Origin of the sequence: Pseudoalteromonas sp. S408, assembly GCF_005886645.1 — a bacterium.
Lineage (GTDB): Bacteria > Pseudomonadota > Gammaproteobacteria > Enterobacterales > Alteromonadaceae > Pseudoalteromonas.
Genome location: NZ_PNDY01000009.1, coordinates 154,534 through 171,589, shown reverse-complemented (window position 1 = coordinate 171,589; position 17,056 = coordinate 154,534). Strand labels below are relative to the sequence as shown.

14 protein-coding genes and 1 pseudogene are annotated in these 17,056 nt (G+C 39.8%); 7 read left to right on the top strand and 8 right to left on the bottom strand.

All coding sequences use genetic code 11. The features are described from left to right. Window positions 1-274: 274 nt before the first annotated feature. The gene (locus CWB62_RS18940) at window positions 275-397 is read right to left on the bottom strand and encodes a hypothetical protein (RefSeq protein WP_283235017.1); all 123 of its coding nucleotides are present in this window, start codon (window positions 395-397) and stop codon (window positions 275-277) included. A gap of 351 nt (window positions 398-748) precedes the next feature. Here CWB62_RS18940 and CWB62_RS09400 point away from each other — a divergent pair, with 351 nt between their 5' ends. Next, complete coding sequence (locus CWB62_RS09400; RefSeq protein WP_138529643.1) at window positions 749-1,384, top strand: methyltransferase family protein; 636 nt, start codon at window positions 749-751, stop codon at window positions 1,382-1,384. Between the two features lie 7 nt (window positions 1,385-1,391). Here the strand turns inward: CWB62_RS09400 and CWB62_RS09395 are convergent, their stop codons facing one another. Beyond that, the gene (locus CWB62_RS09395) at window positions 1,392-2,033 is read right to left on the bottom strand and encodes an EAL domain-containing protein (RefSeq protein ID WP_249310768.1); all 642 of its coding nucleotides are present in this window, start codon (window positions 2,031-2,033) and stop codon (window positions 1,392-1,394) included. A 133-nt stretch (window positions 2,034-2,166) separates the two neighbouring features. Further along, entirely contained in the window at window positions 2,167-3,702 is a 1,536-nt protein-coding gene (locus CWB62_RS09390) for a TonB-dependent receptor plug domain-containing protein (RefSeq protein ID WP_249310778.1), read from the bottom strand. A 615-nt stretch (window positions 3,703-4,317) separates the two neighbouring features. Here CWB62_RS09390 and CWB62_RS09385 point away from each other — a divergent pair. The 3 genes from CWB62_RS09385 to CWB62_RS09375 all read left to right on the top strand — a co-directional run bounded on the left by CWB62_RS09385 (window position 4,318) and on the right by CWB62_RS09375 (window position 6,978). Then, window positions 4,318-5,334, top strand: coding sequence for a Kelch repeat-containing protein (locus CWB62_RS09385; RefSeq protein ID WP_058404771.1), 1,017 nt, complete (start codon window positions 4,318-4,320; stop codon window positions 5,332-5,334). Beyond that, window positions 5,331-6,047, top strand: coding sequence for an SIR2 family NAD-dependent protein deacylase (locus CWB62_RS09380; protein ID WP_138529645.1), 717 nt, complete (start codon window positions 5,331-5,333; stop codon window positions 6,045-6,047). The genes CWB62_RS09385 and CWB62_RS09380 overlap by 4 nt, the downstream gene beginning before the upstream one ends. A 133-nt stretch (window positions 6,048-6,180) precedes the next feature. Further along, window positions 6,181-6,978, top strand: coding sequence for a response regulator transcription factor (locus CWB62_RS09375; RefSeq protein ID WP_138529647.1), 798 nt, complete (start codon window positions 6,181-6,183; stop codon window positions 6,976-6,978). Between the two features lie 67 nt (window positions 6,979-7,045). Here the strand turns inward: CWB62_RS09375 and CWB62_RS09370 are convergent, their stop codons facing one another. Beyond that, window positions 7,046-8,359, bottom strand: a complete 1,314-nt coding sequence (locus CWB62_RS09370; protein WP_138529649.1) for a M20/M25/M40 family metallo-hydrolase — start codon at window positions 8,357-8,359, stop codon at window positions 7,046-7,048. Between the two features lie 411 nt (window positions 8,360-8,770). Between CWB62_RS09370 and CWB62_RS09365 the strand changes: the two genes are divergently transcribed. Continuing rightward, window positions 8,771-10,468: an AAA family ATPase gene (locus tag CWB62_RS09365; protein ID WP_249310770.1), complete on the top strand. Its 1,698-nt coding sequence runs from the start codon at window positions 8,771-8,773 to the stop codon at window positions 10,466-10,468. Window positions 10,469-10,571: 103 nt separating this feature from the next. Then, on the top strand, window positions 10,572-10,961 hold the full coding sequence (locus tag CWB62_RS09360) for a hypothetical protein (protein ID WP_138529651.1): 390 nt from the start codon (window positions 10,572-10,574) through the stop codon (window positions 10,959-10,961). 81 nt (window positions 10,962-11,042) lie between these two features. On the opposite strand, the pseudogene CWB62_RS09355 reads toward CWB62_RS09360, so the two are convergent. Further along, window positions 11,043-11,724 (bottom strand): annotated as a pseudogene (locus tag CWB62_RS09355) (SDR family oxidoreductase). A 368-nt stretch (window positions 11,725-12,092) separates the two neighbouring features. On the opposite strand from CWB62_RS09355, the gene CWB62_RS09350 reads away from it, so the two are divergent. Further along, the gene (locus tag CWB62_RS09350; RefSeq protein ID WP_138529653.1) at window positions 12,093-12,947 is read left to right on the top strand and encodes a mechanosensitive ion channel family protein; all 855 of its coding nucleotides are present in this window, start codon (window positions 12,093-12,095) and stop codon (window positions 12,945-12,947) included. A gap of 59 nt (window positions 12,948-13,006) precedes the next feature. Here CWB62_RS09350 and astB read toward each other — a convergent pair whose 3' ends face one another. The 3 genes from astB to CWB62_RS09335 all read right to left on the bottom strand — a co-directional run bounded on the left by astB (window position 13,007) and on the right by CWB62_RS09335 (window position 17,044). Next, window positions 13,007-14,353 (bottom strand): N-succinylarginine dihydrolase, encoded by a 1,347-nt coding sequence (astB, locus tag CWB62_RS09345; protein WP_138529655.1) that lies wholly within the window; start codon window positions 14,351-14,353, stop codon window positions 13,007-13,009. A gap of 574 nt (window positions 14,354-14,927) precedes the next feature. Then, a complete protein-coding gene (locus CWB62_RS09340) occupies window positions 14,928-16,031 on the bottom strand; it encodes an L-dopachrome tautomerase-related protein (protein WP_138529657.1) in 1,104 nt (367 codons plus the stop codon). Next, complete coding sequence (locus CWB62_RS09335; protein WP_138529659.1) at window positions 16,028-17,044, bottom strand: zinc-binding alcohol dehydrogenase family protein; 1,017 nt, start codon at window positions 17,042-17,044, stop codon at window positions 16,028-16,030. The genes CWB62_RS09340 and CWB62_RS09335 overlap by 4 nt, the downstream gene beginning before the upstream one ends. Window positions 17,045-17,056: the final 12 nt, after the last annotated feature.

Here is a 17,056-nt window from a genome sequence, read left to right as displayed (position 1 = left end):
AAATTAAAGAAACCCGTTACAATGTGACGGGTTTTTTGCTATCTGGGATTTAATAAATAGCCAAGAGCCCATGACGAACTCAGTAGTGAAACAAAACAGCTCGAAGGCGAGCCCCGGCCAATGATAGTGTCCCATTTGCTATGTGACTCTCCACCGCTGTGGGCACCACGACATTCTACTGCGTAGCGCACCGACTTCAAATACAAGAAAGCCCGATTCGAAAGAGCCGGTTTTTTTTACGTCTATAGAAAAGTAAAATTAAGCATTTCTCTCTCTAAAGCGCAGTGTCTCTTAAGCGAAGCGCCTCTTTGTGAACAGTGTTGTGGCTATCCAATGTATTGGCCATGATAGTAACCCATTCCACTGTGACCTTCCAACGCTGTGGGCACTTCGGCATTGCAAGGCTCCAAATAAGAAAAACCCGTTACAGCAATGTGACGGGTTGTTTGTTGTTTAAGGTTTTTCATGCCGAGCCCAGTAATCAAACGAAACAGCGAAAGGTGAATCTCCGCAAGGCTGTACTAACACAATAATGGTGTTGTTATTTTACAGCTTTATTTTCCCATGTAATTACTTAAGGAGCGTAATAATATAAAAAAAATACTAGCGATTTAATAAAGCGTAGTGATTAATATGTACTTGCTATAAAAGTAAGTTTTTGTAGATTTTGTTTAACTTTACTTGTTAATAAGCCTTATGGGCTTTATGCTCTTCTTTCGTTAACGCTTTTACTCATTCAGGGTCTTCTATGCCTTTCTCCTTACTTATTGATGACTCATCTTCTTTAATAGAGTTTACTCGTATTTATCTTGCTTTGTTTTATACCTTTGTAGCTGGTTTTTATACATTTAGAATTATTTATGTGACACGTACTTCTAAAGAAAGCATTGTTTTTCCTGGAGTTAAGTATTGTGCAAGTTGGTGGAATCACACTGCGTTTAAGTTTTTTAGGGCGTTAATATGGTTTATTTGTGTATTGCGGGTGTTTATACCATCGCTTGATAATTACCTAGGTGTTTTTACTGGTCTGAATGGCTGGCCTGGCGTTATGTTTGGTAATGCGCTGCTTACAGCTGGGTTTGCTTTGTCAATGATAGTTCATTTTAATATGGCCTCACTATGGCGCTCAGGAGTTGATCCAAACGGTCCACGGATACTAAAAACAAAAGGACTCTATCAGTTTTCAAGAAACCCTATGTATTTGGGTGTTATAGCAGCTCAAGTAGGGTTTTTCTTAGCATTACCGAGTATATTTAGTTTGGTATGTTTAATAGTTGGAGTTGTAGCTATTCACAGGCAAACATTGGTAGAAGAAAAGCATTTATCCGAGAGCTTTACTGCTGAGTATAAGCAATATTCGCAGCTTGTACCCCGCTGGTTTTAGAGAGTGCTTATTTATCGATAAAATATTTAACAAATTCTTGTTTTGATACAGGCTTTGAAAAAAAGTATCCTTGGATGTAGTCACAATTTAACTGTTTCAGTAACAAATATTGTTTTTGATCTTCTACGCCTTCAGCAACGACTTCTACATTTAAGTTATGAGCCATTGTAATAATAGCTTTTACCAGAGCAATGCTGTTTTCATTTGTTTCTATGTCTTGTATAAACGAGCGATCAATTTTTAGTATGTCGATATCTAGCCGTTGTAAATAAGCCAGTGATGAATACCCTACACCAAAGTCATCAATAGCAACATCTATCTGAAATTCACTTAGGTGCTTTAACTGTCTTTTAAACTCTGCGTCAGTACCCATTAAAGTATTCTCTGTTACTTCAATTAAAATTGAGTGTGCGGGTAAGTTATATTGCTTACTAGCCTGTATCCATCCACCAACCCATTCTCCTGAACGATCAATTTCAAGTGGTGAGGTATTGACGCTTACTTGGATCAGCTTATTTGAAAGTGTATTAAATAAAATACAGTCTTGTATTGCTTGAGACTCAACCCATTTACCAATATCAGTTATTAATCCATTTTTTTCTGCTATGGGTATGTAGAAAGTAAAATCAGGGGATAATCTACAGCTCAATGTTAAACATTACGTGGTACAACATCCTCACTGATTTTAGAGCTTGGAGATAGCTAATCATCCAAAGCCTCAAGATACAGGTGGTCAATAAAATTTGGTCACAGTTTTAGAATCTTGATATCTAACCTCAGATTCATTTGGCGCTATACACTAGTTCTGTACTTAGGTTATTAAAAGGTTGCCAAGTGGCGACTATATCAACCCCGTTAGTTGTTGTTTCACCCTCTGAGACAATATCAAGGTCAACACGGGTTTGAGTAAGCGCAAATGCGGCTTGTTCAAATTGACCGAGTTGAAATAAACGTATCGCGGGCAAAAACTGATTAGGATCGGTGTTAAATCTAATTGCAGCGATATTATCGGCATCGGTATGAAATGCAGAAAAGTCCACAGAGGTGTTTTCACTTTCAAAGCGGTAGCCTAACTCGTATGAAACATAATTTTCTGATTCAACGTTGTCGTTGCCATTGAGGAAAGTTGCAATCGCATATTCATCAATAGCTCTAATCCCAGCACTTCCTCCGAGCGCCTCTTCTACAACCGTGCCATTCACTTTATAGTCATCATTAAACTCTATAAGGGTTGGTGTACGAACACTTCTAGATATGGCTCCCCAAATTAGGTGGTTTTCTTGTGGCTTATAAATAACCCTAGCTGATGGTTGGTTTTCCCAACCAGTTAAGTCATTGTGATCGAGCCTAGTGCCAATAATAAGGTCTAGAGAGTTAGGTATTACATTGTATTGAGCCTGAAGTAACCCGCCATACTGTTGAAGGTTGCTAAGGTTTTTATCACTGTCTAAAAATAGGCTCTCGTCAAAAGAGATATTGTTATACCTATAATTTAGCCCCCAATCTAGCTGCAAAGAGTCATATAAAAAGTTCATTTGGTAGTCTATATCTATAGATTCAAAATTTTCTTTTATATAGGTCTGATTACCACTTTGCTTTAACCACGACACTTGCAACATTTGATTGGCATCTGGTGATATTCTATTTTCAAGGCGCGCCATAACACGCGAATCTGTGCGTGATAAGTCATCCGAAAATAAAACGTTTTTATTAGTTGCGTCAATGACTCCACGAAAGTTTTGCCCTAGGTTTGAGTGAGTAACGTCGCCTTGAACCAATGCCGACCATTCATCGCTAGGTGTAAAGTCGGTACGAAAGCCAAAAGAATGTTGTTTTGCTGTGTCGGTAGGCTCTAACGAAATTCCTTTTTTTGATTCATTGGCATTTTTTACATGGCCATGAATACGATAGCTTCCTTTATTAGCTAAATCGTTACCATAGCGTACATTGGTATTAATGTTTATTTGATTACCCGTAGTAGCATTTGCATAGGCCCCACGGGTATCAATACTGTTTTTAGTAATAATATTGATAACACCATTATTTGCATTTGTGCCCCACAATAAGCCGCCTTGACCGCGAATAACTTCTATTCGTTCTATATCATAAAGTGGGACGTTAAGTGTTTCCCAGTAGACAGCAGCAAATTTAGGTGTATATAAGCTTTGCCCATCCACCATAACTAAAAGTTTACTTGAAAATCGAGAAGCAACACCGTGCGAAGAAATTGCCCATTGGTTATTATCAAGTTGCCTAACTATAAGACCTGGCACCATTTTTAGCGCTTCAGGTACTGAGTTTGCACCCGACTTATATATTTGTTCTTTGCTTAATACATAGATTGACGAGGCGGTATTAAATGCAGACTGTGCTCGCTTCCATTGCAGACGTTACTTACACATCCATTTCCATTAATGCGCGAAGGTCTAGCTCTGTGTCTTCAAAAGGGTCTGCAATCACAAGCGGCGATAATAATAAAAATGGCCATAGTGATTGATACGAAAATTTCACTAAGGATCTCCTACCTAGTCAAAGATTATATAAGCGAGGTTGCTTTTTAAAACATTACATTAACATCGTAAAAGCTTTAAACATAGAAAATACGTTATCGTCATTAATAAAAATCGAAACTACTTTTATTCGTATATCATTAGCTCATATAGCAATTTTGGTTAAAATAACATCATTACTAAGTGTAGGTTTAAATGATTGATTATATATATTATCTTATAACGAAAGTATTAAGCCCATGTTTGATTGCTTTTTGCCACCTAAATCAGGTTGTTTCGCATAAAAATGCTTTGATAAATTAAAATGATGGTGATTCCTAATGGTGGCGTAATTAAATTTATTCTCAATAAAGCCTATCAATACTGGTTCAGGGTTAAAAAATAAATTAATCTTGTTGCATTTAACGATTATCAGAATATTATATGAGTTTTATTTTTTCTGCACTGCTAGCTAGTCTTCCTGTTTTACCTGAGCCCGTTGCAAACAATGCCGTAGCTAAGGTTACAGTACAAAACCAAAGCTACTTTTTAAGTTTTATGGGGCTGGGTAAAAACAAACAACATACCGATGTACACAACAAGGTATTTTCTCTTAAATTAGGTGAGGGCGCATGGCAGCAGCAAGCGAGTGTGCCTTCAAGTTTGCCACTAAAAGGGCGCTTAGCAAGTACTGCTGTGGGCTTAGGTGAATACGCCTATGTATTTGGTGGTTATACGGTAGATAGCGACCATACTGAAATTTCAAGTCCCGATGTTTACCGTTTTGATATAAAAAGCAATACATACAAACACCTTGCAAGCATGCCAGTACCGGTAGATGACAGTGTAGCGCTGAGCTACAAAGAGCGCTACATTTACCTGATTAGCGGCTGGCATAACGATGGTAACGTAAATTTAGTACAGGTATACGATACCCAAACCAACACATGGCAACAGGCATCACCTTTTTTAGGCGAGCCTGTATTTGGCCAAGCAGCTGCTATTAGTGGTAACACTATTGTTATATGCGATGGCGTTAAAACCCAAGCAAACCCAGATTCACGCCGCTCGTTTACAGGTGTTGCGCAGTGTTTAAAAGGCACAATAGATGCTAACAATGTGCAAAAAATAGATTGGCGCACGTTACCTCATCCTACAGGTGAGTCGCATTACCGTATGGCTGCTACAAGTTACAATGGCAACATTTACATGATGGCTGGTTCTAACAACCCCTATAACTATAACGGCATTGGTTATGATAAAAAGCCAGCACCGGCAAGTAAACACGTGTGGCGTTTTAATATTGAGCAAAATTCATGGCAAGTTTTATCGCCTTTAGCCGCAGGCACTATGGATCACCGCGGGCTACTTGAGCACAACGGGGCTTTATATCGTGTTGGAGGTATGAACAACCAACAACAAGTAATAAGCGATGTAACAGGTTATGAGGTAGCAAAGTGAATACGCTTTATATTACAGGCGCAGGGGTAAGCGCTGCTAGTGGTATACCTACTTTTAGGGGCGAAGATGGCTTTTGGACTATAGGCAGTAAAAACTATACGCCTATGGAAATGGCCACGCGTGCTATGTATCAAAACAATCCGCGCGAGTTTTTAGCCTGGTATTACAACCGCTTTGCAACGTATCGTAACCATGGCCCTAACGACGTACACCACTGGCTTAGCGATAAAAACTTAATAATCCAAAATATAGATGGGCTTGATGGCAAAGCGGGTAATAAAAATTACATTGCTATACATGGCAGGCTGGATCAAATGACGTTATTCCATGAACAAGGCGAAGCAGTTAAACCGCTAATGACCCCATGGGATAGCGTAGACGAAAGCCGCCTGCATGACTCTCTTTTTGAGCTATTTAATATTCAAAACCAAACGCCTGAGTTAAACCATTCATTTAAGCCCTTTGTTTTATTATTTGATGAATACTACACCGAGCTTTACAGAATAACCGAAGCACAGCAGCGTATGCTCAATGCCGATAAAATTGTATTTATAGGCACCTCATTTAGTGTCAATATCACTCAAATGGCAATTGAAATAGCTCGTACTTACAGCATACCTATTGAGGTGGTAGATCCTAGTCCCGCGCATGTTTTACACCCAAATGTAAGCTATAAAAAAATGACTGCACTTGAGTATATCCAGCATTGCTAATTTATTTATGTAATTTAAAACTTACAAATAAATACATAAAAATATGCGTTTTGTTAACCCCAGTGATACATGTTGTTTTATAATGAAACTGTAAACCGAAATCGTTTAAAATAACATGACCTAAGAGAGTTACATGAGTGATTTAACTGCAATAGCCAATTTATCAATATTATTAGTAGAGCCGTCAGAGGTTCAGCAAAAACTGATAATCAAATCACTAACTCAATGTGGTGTAACGCAAGTAGAAACTGCAAGTAATCAAGCGCAAACGTTAGCATTGCTAGAAAAGTATCACCCAGATTTAGTTATTAGTAGCATGTACCTAGCCGATGGTACTGCAGATTCTCTGTTACAAAATATTCGCTCAAATCCGCGCACAGAAAGCCAAGCGTTTATGTTAATCTCGAGCGAAAGAAATAAAAAATACCTTGAGCAATTAAGGCAGTCGGGCGTATTAGCTATTTTACCTAAACCATTCAGTGCAGATGCAATTACACGCGCATTAAAAGCAACGCTCGATATAATTACAGAAGAAGAGGTAGAACTAGAGCACTTTGATGTCACACTTTTACGTGTACTTGTTGTTGATGATAGTCGTTTTGCGCGCAAGCATATTATTCGTGTGCTTGCTGGTATGGGAATTCCAGCCCCGGTTGAAGCAGAAGATGGTAAACAAGCAATTGAAAAACTTAACGAGCAGTCGTTCGACTTGATTGTTACCGACTATAACATGCCGGAAATGGATGGGCGTGAGTTAACCGAAACAGTACGTGGCTCAAATGCTTACTCGCATATTCCTATTTTAATGGTGAGCTCAGAGGCAAACGACACCCATCTAGCTAATATTGCGCAAGCGGGCGTTGATGCCATTTGTGATAAACCGTTTGAACCCGCAACAGTGCGAGATTTACTCTTTAAAATAATGTCGTGATAGACATTTTTTCATCACATGTATTTAAAATGAGTGCAAAAATAACAGCACTCGTTTTTAAATACTTTTACATTTTCCCTAATCTATAAATAAGCAGTGCTGTTTTTGCGGTGTTTTTATTAAGCGAGGTTATATCGGCGGTTTCGTTTTTAGTGTGCGCGCCACTGCCCATTAGGCCAAGGCCATCAAGCGCCATATCAACATGGTTTGCAGCAAACGAAATATCAGCAGCGCCGGCATTACGAGGGTTTGCAGCCACCACTTTGTTATAGCCTAAGTCTTGGCTCGCTTGGCTATACAGTGCAAGCAGCTTTTTATTACCTTCGGTGAATCCCATTGGTGGGTAGCCGTCTTCAAAAATAAGCTCAGCTTGGCTGCCATTTAAGCTTTTAGCCACTATTTGCTGCATCACTTTTTTAGCGCCCTCTACCTGCTTTGGCGAAAGCGCACGTAAATCACCCGCTACATGCACGGTTTGTGCAATTACATTACTTTTACCAAATGCTGTGGCTGACGAGTTAGCACTGTCGTACTGTGCATCAGTGCCACCCACAATAAGCCCCGGGTTAAAGGTTAAATTAGGTTGCGTGGCAAGTTGCTCTCTAAAGTCATTTAAAATACGCGACGCCTCGTAAATAGCTCCATAGCCCACACTTTCACTAAATATTTGCGACGAATGAGCCGCATTGGCCGTTACATTTAATGTCCAGCCGGTATAGCCACGGCGCGCCGCCATCGCGGTTTTAATATTGTTATCGCCGTTCTCAAAACCTAGCGCTACGTCAGCCCAAATTGCTGCATCAACAATCGCCTTTTTAGATAAACTAAGCGGGCGACCGCTGCTTTCTTCATCGCCGGTAAGCAGTACTTTTACGCTTACGTTTTCAAGTAAATTAAGCGCTTGCAGGCTTTTAAGCGCGGTAATTATAATAGTGTTGCCGCCTTTCATATCGGCTATACCTGGGCCGCTCGCGGTGTGTTCATCAATTTGTTTATAGGTAGTAAAGTTATCGTGTTTGGCAAACACCGTATCTAGATGGCCGATCATCAGTATTTTTATTGCATCGGGGTTTTTACTCTCATGCGTAGCGAGTACATGCCCAGCACGGTTAAACGCGCTGCCATCTAACCACTCAACCTTAAAACCAATCGCTTTTAGTTGCTCGCTTGCAATAGTGCCTACTTTTTTTACGCCTTCAATATTAAGCGAGCCGCTATTAATGTTTACCGCTTGTTTTATCTCTTCAAGTGCTTGAGGCATGTTTTGCTCAACTTGTTTTACTATTTCACGCTCATTTTTATTAAGCGCCGCATGGCTTGTAAGCGGTAGGGTACTTGCAAGGGTAAGAATAAGTGCTTGGCTAAATTTTAAAAGTGACATAACAGCCTAATAATTGGAGAATAGTTCAGCTAATATGAAGTATAAATACAGAGTATTCAATAGGCGTAGTTTATGACTTTTATAAATAATAACGAGTTACAAGTTTAAAAGTTATGGAGTGTATGTGTTATTAATTTAACCACTGGTATTTAAAATAAAACCACTTAGCTAAGCAGCAGCCAGTATTACTGTACGTCAATATATTTGATATTACTGGTCTCAACTGTTTACAGGTGTTTATTATGTGGCTAGGATGAAACTGGTATAAAATAGGGACATTTGCCGATTTGTAAAAAGAATAATGTCGTAGGCTGAATTTTTAGGTCACAAGGAATAAATAGTGAAAATTGAAAGTATATGGATTAAAAACTGGCGCTCTGTAAAGAAGTAAAGCTAAAGGCACAAGATCTAATGGTTATCATTGGCCAAAATAACCATGGCAAGTCGAATCTTTTATCTTCTGTCTTGTTTTTTTTTGGTGAGGTTAAACAACAAGATCTAGATTTCTATCATGGTTCTGCTGAACTATTCGTAGAAATTGAGTTTGGTGATCTTGATGATTCAGACAAAACTACTTTCAAGAAGTATTTAACCTCCGAGGAAAAAATAGTCGTAAGAAAAACAGCTTTTTTAGGCGGTAGCTTTGAATATCGAGGATATATAGAAAACCCATCAGAGGATTGGCTTCAAGAAGCCAATGCTTCTGCCTATACAAAAAGGGAGCTTGCTTCCAGCCTGCCATTCCACTCTTACATACCGGATTCTGGGCGAATTACCAAACAAAATATTATCGATGCCCAAAACGAATACATCCAAAATAACAGAGAAGATATTCAATTCGCTTTTGAACTTGAGGTAACAAACTTTCTTGGGTTGAAAAGTGTCGCGAAGGGAATATTTGGTGAGGTTTACTTTATACCAGCTGTAAAAGAAGCCTCCGATGATTTTTCTTCAAAAGATTCCAGTGTGTTCGGCAAAATGTTTGCCGATGTCGTAACTTTAATGTCTGAACACAATAATGACTGGAAAGAAACAAAGGAAAAGCTCGGACACCTTTTTTCTACCCTGAACAAAAGAGATCATGAAGGCAATGATAATAGTGAACGACCTCAACAATTAACCGATTTTGAGCAAGAGTTAACTGACGAGCTTGCTTCATGGGGGGCAAAATTAGATATTGAGGTAAGCGCTCCTGATATTGAGAGTGTATTCAAAGCAAATACTCAGGTTTGGGTTGATGATGGCGTCAGAACAGATATAAAACGAAAAGGGCATGGTTTACAACGAGCTCTGACCGTTGCACTAATACAAGTAGTGGCTAAGAAAGCTCATGCTGAAGCAAAGTCTGCGGAAGAACAAGGTCATAGGAAATCATCTAATTCTAGGTATTTTATATTCGAAGAGCCTGAGCTTTATTTACATCCCCAAGCGCAAAGGTCGTTATTTGACTCTTTCGTTTCACTGTCAGAATCAGGTAGTCAAGTTATCCTCTGCACGCATTCCAGCGGCCTTATTGACGTTGAACGCTATAAGTCTATCTACATAGCAACAAAAGATGATGAAGAGAATGGCACTAAGGTTAAGCAATGCACTGAAGACTTGTTTGATGGAGATTCAAAAAAAGATTTCAATCTTTCTTACTGGATCAACCCTGATCGTGGAGAGCTATTTTTTGCCAGTAAGGTAGTTTTACTAGAGGGAGCTACAGAAAAAACTGTATTTCCATTATTAGCTAAAGATTTAGGTGTGTTTAGGTACGAATATACCTTAATCGATTGTGGCTCAAAAGATAATATCCCACTTTACGTTAAGCTTATGAATAAATTTTCCATTCCATATATAGCAGTTTATGATCGAGATCATCAGGCTCACAAAGGAGCAGATGCAATCGCGTCTGCAGATCGATCTACACAAAAGATCGTGGATGAGATAGATATTAATATTGGTTCTTCGGTGGTATTAGCAAACGATATAGAAGAGGAGCTTGGGCTACCAAGTGGAGGTAGTAGCAAACCTTACATAGCAATAAGTCACATTACTGAAGAAGGCTTTGCAGTCACTCCACGAATGAAACAAAAAATCAGAGAAATCTATGACGCCGAGGCCTAACAAGTTGCTGCACTCGGAAAAATTACTCGCTGCGCTCCTAATTTTCCGGTGAGCAAGGCGCTATACCCTATGATGAAAAAAATGACTGATAAAAGGAATAATTATGTCTAATGAGAGTTCGTATCATTTATTTAAAATAGAGCTACCAGTAGAACGAAGAGATCAATTTGATGCAACGATAGGTCTCGAAAGTTACCTCATCACTAGTTATCCCAAAAGCCTTTGGTACTCAGAAGATAAGAATGCAATACTTTTAGACATTCCAGATAGCATCGAAGGTTTTTACGAAACAGTACAAAATTTAACAAAATTACCGTCAGGTGGATTCAAAGCAACACTTTCAAAAATTGACGAATCTCATTTGGATTTAGAGGAAATTCAATGGTTCAACGAAAGATATGAAATCAGAAAAAAACTAGTTGGTTCGTTGTTTCCTGCCTTAGTAGAGCAGCTAAAAAAGCCACTTCTACACATGATTTCACTTAGCACATAACACAGGTATAACAAGTGCCATAACCATCAGGTTTAACGCCATTGGCATTAAACCTGACAGCTCAAATTTAACCAATCAGCGTTAATTAGTCGGCATTAAATAAATTTCGCGTACGCTGTTGCGCTGGTTTGCTTCTATTGCAAACAATACCGCGTCGGCTACATCTTGTGGGTCGAGTTTGTCGGGTTTAGCTTCATCAAAAAAATGGGGTGTTTACCATGCCAGGGGCTATGGTGGTACAGCGGCCATTCCACTCGCTCATTTCCTCAGCTAAATTTTGCCCAAACCCGTAAGCAAACCATTTAGTTGCACCGTAAATAGAGCCTTTAATAGGCTTACGGCCAGCGGCTGAGCTGGTTAATATAAAATGGCCTTTGTTTTGGCGTAAATGGGGCAGGGTTGCTTTTGCCGTCCACAGCAGAGCTTTAATATTTATGTCTATCATGGTTGACCATTCATCAGGGTCACCTTTTTCGGTGCCTGCGGTTGAAACGCCCATACCTGCATTGGCAAATGCGGCATCTAGTCGGCCAAACTTTTCGAGCCCTTTTGTTACTACGTTTTCAAGCTCGGTAAAGTCGGTGGCATCTGCGGGTACACTGAGTGCGTTATCTTCACCCAATAATTGAACTAATTTAGTTAATTTGTCTTCGCTTCTGGCTGTAAGAATGACTTTATGGCCACTATTAACCAGTGTTTTGGCGGTTGCTTAACCTATGCCACTAGAAGCACCTGTAATGAGGACTATTTTTTCTTTCGACATGGTTACTTCTCCTATGTTTACCTATTCAAAATTATAGAAATTCGATTAGTTAAATAATGCATTGAGTAAGATTTACCATAGCAGGTTGAGGTTAACCTAAATTGAACATACAGCGGCTCATTTAATACTTTAATTTTGCCGTGTGTATAAAAAATATAGGTTAATTTTATTTATGGTTATATACTCGCGCGGCTTTTTGTTAGCGCGTTTGTTTTTTGTTCTTGCGTTGGATTAAATCGGCACTAAATAGAGTGAAAATAATCCTATAGGGTCAACAGGTACTTGGTCGTTAACGTTAAACTATGAGCTAAAACTTAACTTGGCTCATTTAAATTTTGCTGTGTGACAGCTTTTTTATCGGAACAAATATGAAAGATAAACTTATTGTGTTTTGGCAAAGCCATTCAGAAACTATTATCACTTTAGGTTACAAAGTGGTATTAGCGTTGGCTATTTTAGTTGCGAGTGCACTTATTGCGCGCTCGGTTAAAAAAGCGATTAAAAACTCTAAGTCGCCATTAAAAAAAGTAGACGAAACGCTACTACCGCTGTTATCGAGCATTGCGGGGTATTTAGTTTACATAATTGCTGGGCTGTTTGTTTTAGATATTTTTGGCGTTAATACGGCAAGCTTAATAGCGCTGATGGGCGCAGCGGGTTTAGCGATTGGTTTGGCGCTTAAAAACACCTTAAGTAATATTGCCGCTGGCATTATGTTATTGATACTTAGGCCATTTAAAATAGGCGATTTTGTAGATGCAAGCGGCACGCTTGGCACAGTAAAAGAAATAAACTTATTTACGACTATTTTTAAAACCACCGATGGCCTTTATATTGCATCGCCTAACGGTAAAGTGTGGGGCGGCAACATTAAAAACTTTACCCGTAACGGTAAAAGGCGCATGGATATAGTGGTGGGAATTTCGTACGCCGACTCTATTGATGTTGGTTTAAATGTACTTAAAGAACTCGCCGAATCAGAAAGCCGACTACTTGCAGAGCCTGCACCTAAAGTAATGGTTACCTCAATAGGCGAAAGTGCGGTGAACATTCAATTACGTGCATGGACAGTAAACGGCGATTACTGGCAAACCGTGTGGGATTTAAATAAACGCGTTAAAGAAGCTATAGAAGGTGCAGGGCTGAGTATTCCGTTCCCGCAGCGTACGTTGCATATATCTGAGTCGATGGCATCGGCAGTAACGGTTAATAAAGATACTTAAACACTATTAGCATAAATAAAAATAGCGAGCCAGGGCTCGCTATTTTAGTTTCAAAAAGTTTAACGCGCTAATTGAAAGTCGTATACTGAGCCTAAATTAAGCAGTTGGGTTAACTCATCTAGCGCTTGGTAACTTTCGTTGAGTAAAGCAGGGTCAGCGAAGTCGTTTGCACCTAATTTATCGCGGTAGTTGCGTTTAGCCCAATCACAAAGCTGAGTGTATTTAGTATCGGATAAAATAACCTCTGGGTTTACTGCACTTAGCTCTTGTTGGTTAAGAGCTACACGTAAACGCAAGCAGGCAGGACCACCACCATTTTGCATACTTTGACGCAGGTCAAAAAACTGTACTTGGTTTACTGGGTTATCGGCCATAATCATTTCTTCAATGTAGGCATTTACTGCACTATTACGTTGGCACTCTTGCGGGGCAACTAACAGCATTGAACCATCATCTAAGCTAACTAGCTGGCTGTTAAATAAGTAACTGCTTACTGCTTCGTTGATGCTAACTTTATTTGATGGTACTTCAATTATATAAAATTCTTTATTACCAACGTACGCAGCTTTTACGTCTTGAAGTGCTTGCTCTTGGTTTAAAAATGCTTGCTGGTGGCAAAGTAATACATTTGCGTTGCCAACGGCAATTACATCGTTATGAAACACACCTTGGTCTATTACGTCCGGGTTTTGCTGAAGCAAAATTTGGCTCGATTCTTTTAAGTTATGTAATCGGCAAATGGCTTCTGAGGCTTCGAGTGTTTGTCTTGCAGGAAACTTAACAGGCTTAGGTAATTGACTGTTAAAGGCGCTAGCGCCAAATACAAACATTTCTAGGCCTTGCTCACCATGGCTGTCGCAAAAACGGGTGTGATTTGCAGCGCCTTCGTCGCCAAAAAAGCCTTGATCAGGTAAATGAGTATGGTGTGTAAAATAACTATCGTTATTAAACATGGCTTTTAATAAGCGGGTAGTTGTAGCAGGCTCTAGCGAGCGATGAAATTTATTATTTAAATTAGCCGACGTAAAATGCACTTTGCCATCGAGTGTATCTGGCGAAGGTGAAACAGTTGCTGCGTTTGCAGTCCACATTGCAGAGGCCGAATAACATGCACGTAATAAAATAGGGTCTGCTTTAAATGCTTTATGAATAACTTGTGCGTCGTTACCGGTAAAGCCTAAACGACGAAGCACGTTTAAATCGGGGCGTGCGTGAGGCGCAAACACACCTTGTGTTAGGCCTTTATCGTGCATGGCTTTCATTTTTTCTAGGCCCTGTAATACGGCCTCTTGCGGGTTTGAAAAGCTTGTCGCGTTATTTAATGAGGCAACATTACCATACGATAAACCGGCATAGTTATGGGTTGGGCCCACTAATCCATCAAAATTCACTTCTAAGGCGCGCATACTTTTTCCAAAAATAATTAATATATAACAACAATACAACGCAACAGCTGCGCTTGCAAAGCGTATAGTCATTGGTTTTCAATATTTAATTTAATACGTTGTATTTAGTAGGAAGGTTTTATTTTATAGGCAGGGTGTAAAATTAAATAATGTACAAAAATGCAGTTGGGCTTATTTGCACAGCTTACGCTGCGTTTTTGTACATTACCGTGTTACTTAACATAGGCACGTTCTTTGTCGGCAGTAGTATGTGTATTGGTTGGCTCGTTTACCTGCCAAACGCTAATGTCTAAACGCCACAAAAGATAGAGGGTATGGTAAAAACTGATCATGGTTATTCCTTATTGAATCACTAAACACGTGTTTAATTAAGGAAGAATTGTGCCAATGTTAAGTTGAATATTTTATGAATATAAATCAGCTATTTAATTTATTTGCTTTATTTTGTGCAATTAAACTAGCACCAAAATAGGTAAGAATAGTCAATATTTGCACTTTTTTGGATCATAAAAACAACTCAGCCCAGCAAAAAATAAGCGGGGCTGGTTGAAGTAAAATACAAGCATAAGCGTGTTTAACGACCAACTTGCCCTTTTACTATTGGTTTGAACGACATGACTTTAAATTTACCGTGGCTCTCGTTTTGACCATTACTTAATACTGGCGAATGATGTAGGTCGTTAACGGTAAAATATATTTTATGATCGGCGCCATAACTAAAGCCATCTGGCCAGCTTAAGCGCTCGTCTTTAAATAATACCTGGTATTTACCGCTTGGTTTTACTACGCCAATTGCGCCGTTGGTAATGTCGGTAACATACACGTTGCCGCCGCCATCAACAATAATACCGTCGGAAATGGGTTTAGTGCCGTAACGCGTTACTTTACTCTCAAGGGTGCTTGCGCTCAGGCTTTTATTGTTAATATCGCTGGTGGCAATACGGTAAACCGACGTGCCAGACATAGAGCCAAAGTAAAGCCACTGTTCGCTTGGGTCGAGTGTGATTGGGTTTACGCCTAAACGAGCTGGTTGGCCGCCTAGTTTCATGGTGCGCCCTTCAATCACCATATCGATGTTTTCGGCTGTGGTGTATTGGCTATTTTGTAATACTCTGCGCGCCTCACCTGTTTTTAAATTTACGGTAATAATAGCGGCTTGGCTGCCTTGTGCTGTGTCGGCAATGTATACAACACCATGTTTATTATCGATGACTAAATCGTTTAAAAACGAGGTGTCGGTAATGGTGGGTTTAGCTAAGTAAATTATTTTATGCAGCTGCTCTTTATGGGTATCCCATCCGACTAAACGACCAGCATGATCAGGGCCTGATGTATCAAGCATCCATAATACGCCATCGGCTGATACATTTATGCCAAGTATATCGTAAAAGCCTTTGCCGTTTTTATACGCGTATGCCCATTCTTCATTAGGGTAGGGTTTGGTGGTGCCATCGCTTAATAGCTCCATAATTTTTTGTTTTTGGCCGTAAAAACCATGTACCGACAAAAACTTACGACCCGATGGCGTAATAGCAATGTTACCCGGTGGGTGCTGAGCGTCAAAAGTGGCTACTGTTTTTAAATCAGCATTTTGACTAGCAGTATTAGCAAACACACTGCTGGTTAACAACGCGGTGCTGCAGGCTGCAACTAAAAGTAATTTTTTAATCTGGTTCATGCTTCAAAGCCTTCTAAAACAAGTTTACCGCGTGATGTGTGCGATTCTAAAATTTGGTGCGCTTTATATAAATTAGCGGCGTTTATTGGGCCTAAATTTTGCCCAAGCGTGGTTTTAAGTGTACCTGAATCTATCAGTTCACTAATTTCATTAAGTAAGGTGTGCTGCGCTGTTATATCGGCGGTAGTAAATAGCGAGCGGGTAAACATAAACTCCCAATGCACTGAAATACATTTTTGCTTAAATTTTAAAATATCGAACGATGTTGGGTCGTCTATTAGCGCAAATTTACCTTGGGGTTTAATACACTCCACTATTTGGTCTTGGTATTGGTCGGTATGGGTTAAGCCAATAACGTAATCAAACTCAGCTAAACCCAGCTCTTTGCGCTGCTCGTTTAAGTTTTTAGAATGATCGAGCACGTGATCGGCTCCTAACTCTTTAAGCCAAGTTACGCTTTGCTCGCGTGATGCAGTACCTACTACGTTTAGCCCAGTAAGCTGCTTGGCAAGCTGTACTAAAATAGAGCCAACGCCACCAGCGGCGCCAATAACTAAAATAGATTGCTGAGTATTTTGCTTATTTTTAGGCACTTGCAGGCGATCAAACAGCATTTCGTAAGCGGTAATACTGGTTAGCGGCAGCGCTGCGGCTTGTGCGTCGGTTAATGTTTTAGGCGCACGCCCCACAATACGCTCGTCGACTAATTGAAATTGCGCATTACTGCCTTGGCGCGATAAATCGCCAGCGTAAAATACACGCTCCCCCACGTTAAATAACGAAACCGACTCGCCAACGGCTTTTACTATGCCTACGCCGTCCCAACCTAATACTTTGTGGCCTTGCTCTGGCGTTACATTGGCACGTATTTTTGTATCAACAGGGTTTACCGAAATAGCATTTACTTCAATAAGTAGGTCGTGCCCGGTAGCGGTTGGGGTATCAAGTTCAATTGCTTGTATAGAGCTTGCTGTAAGCGTTTTAGTGTTTTTGGTGTAGCCAAATGCTTTCATGTGGGTTCCTGA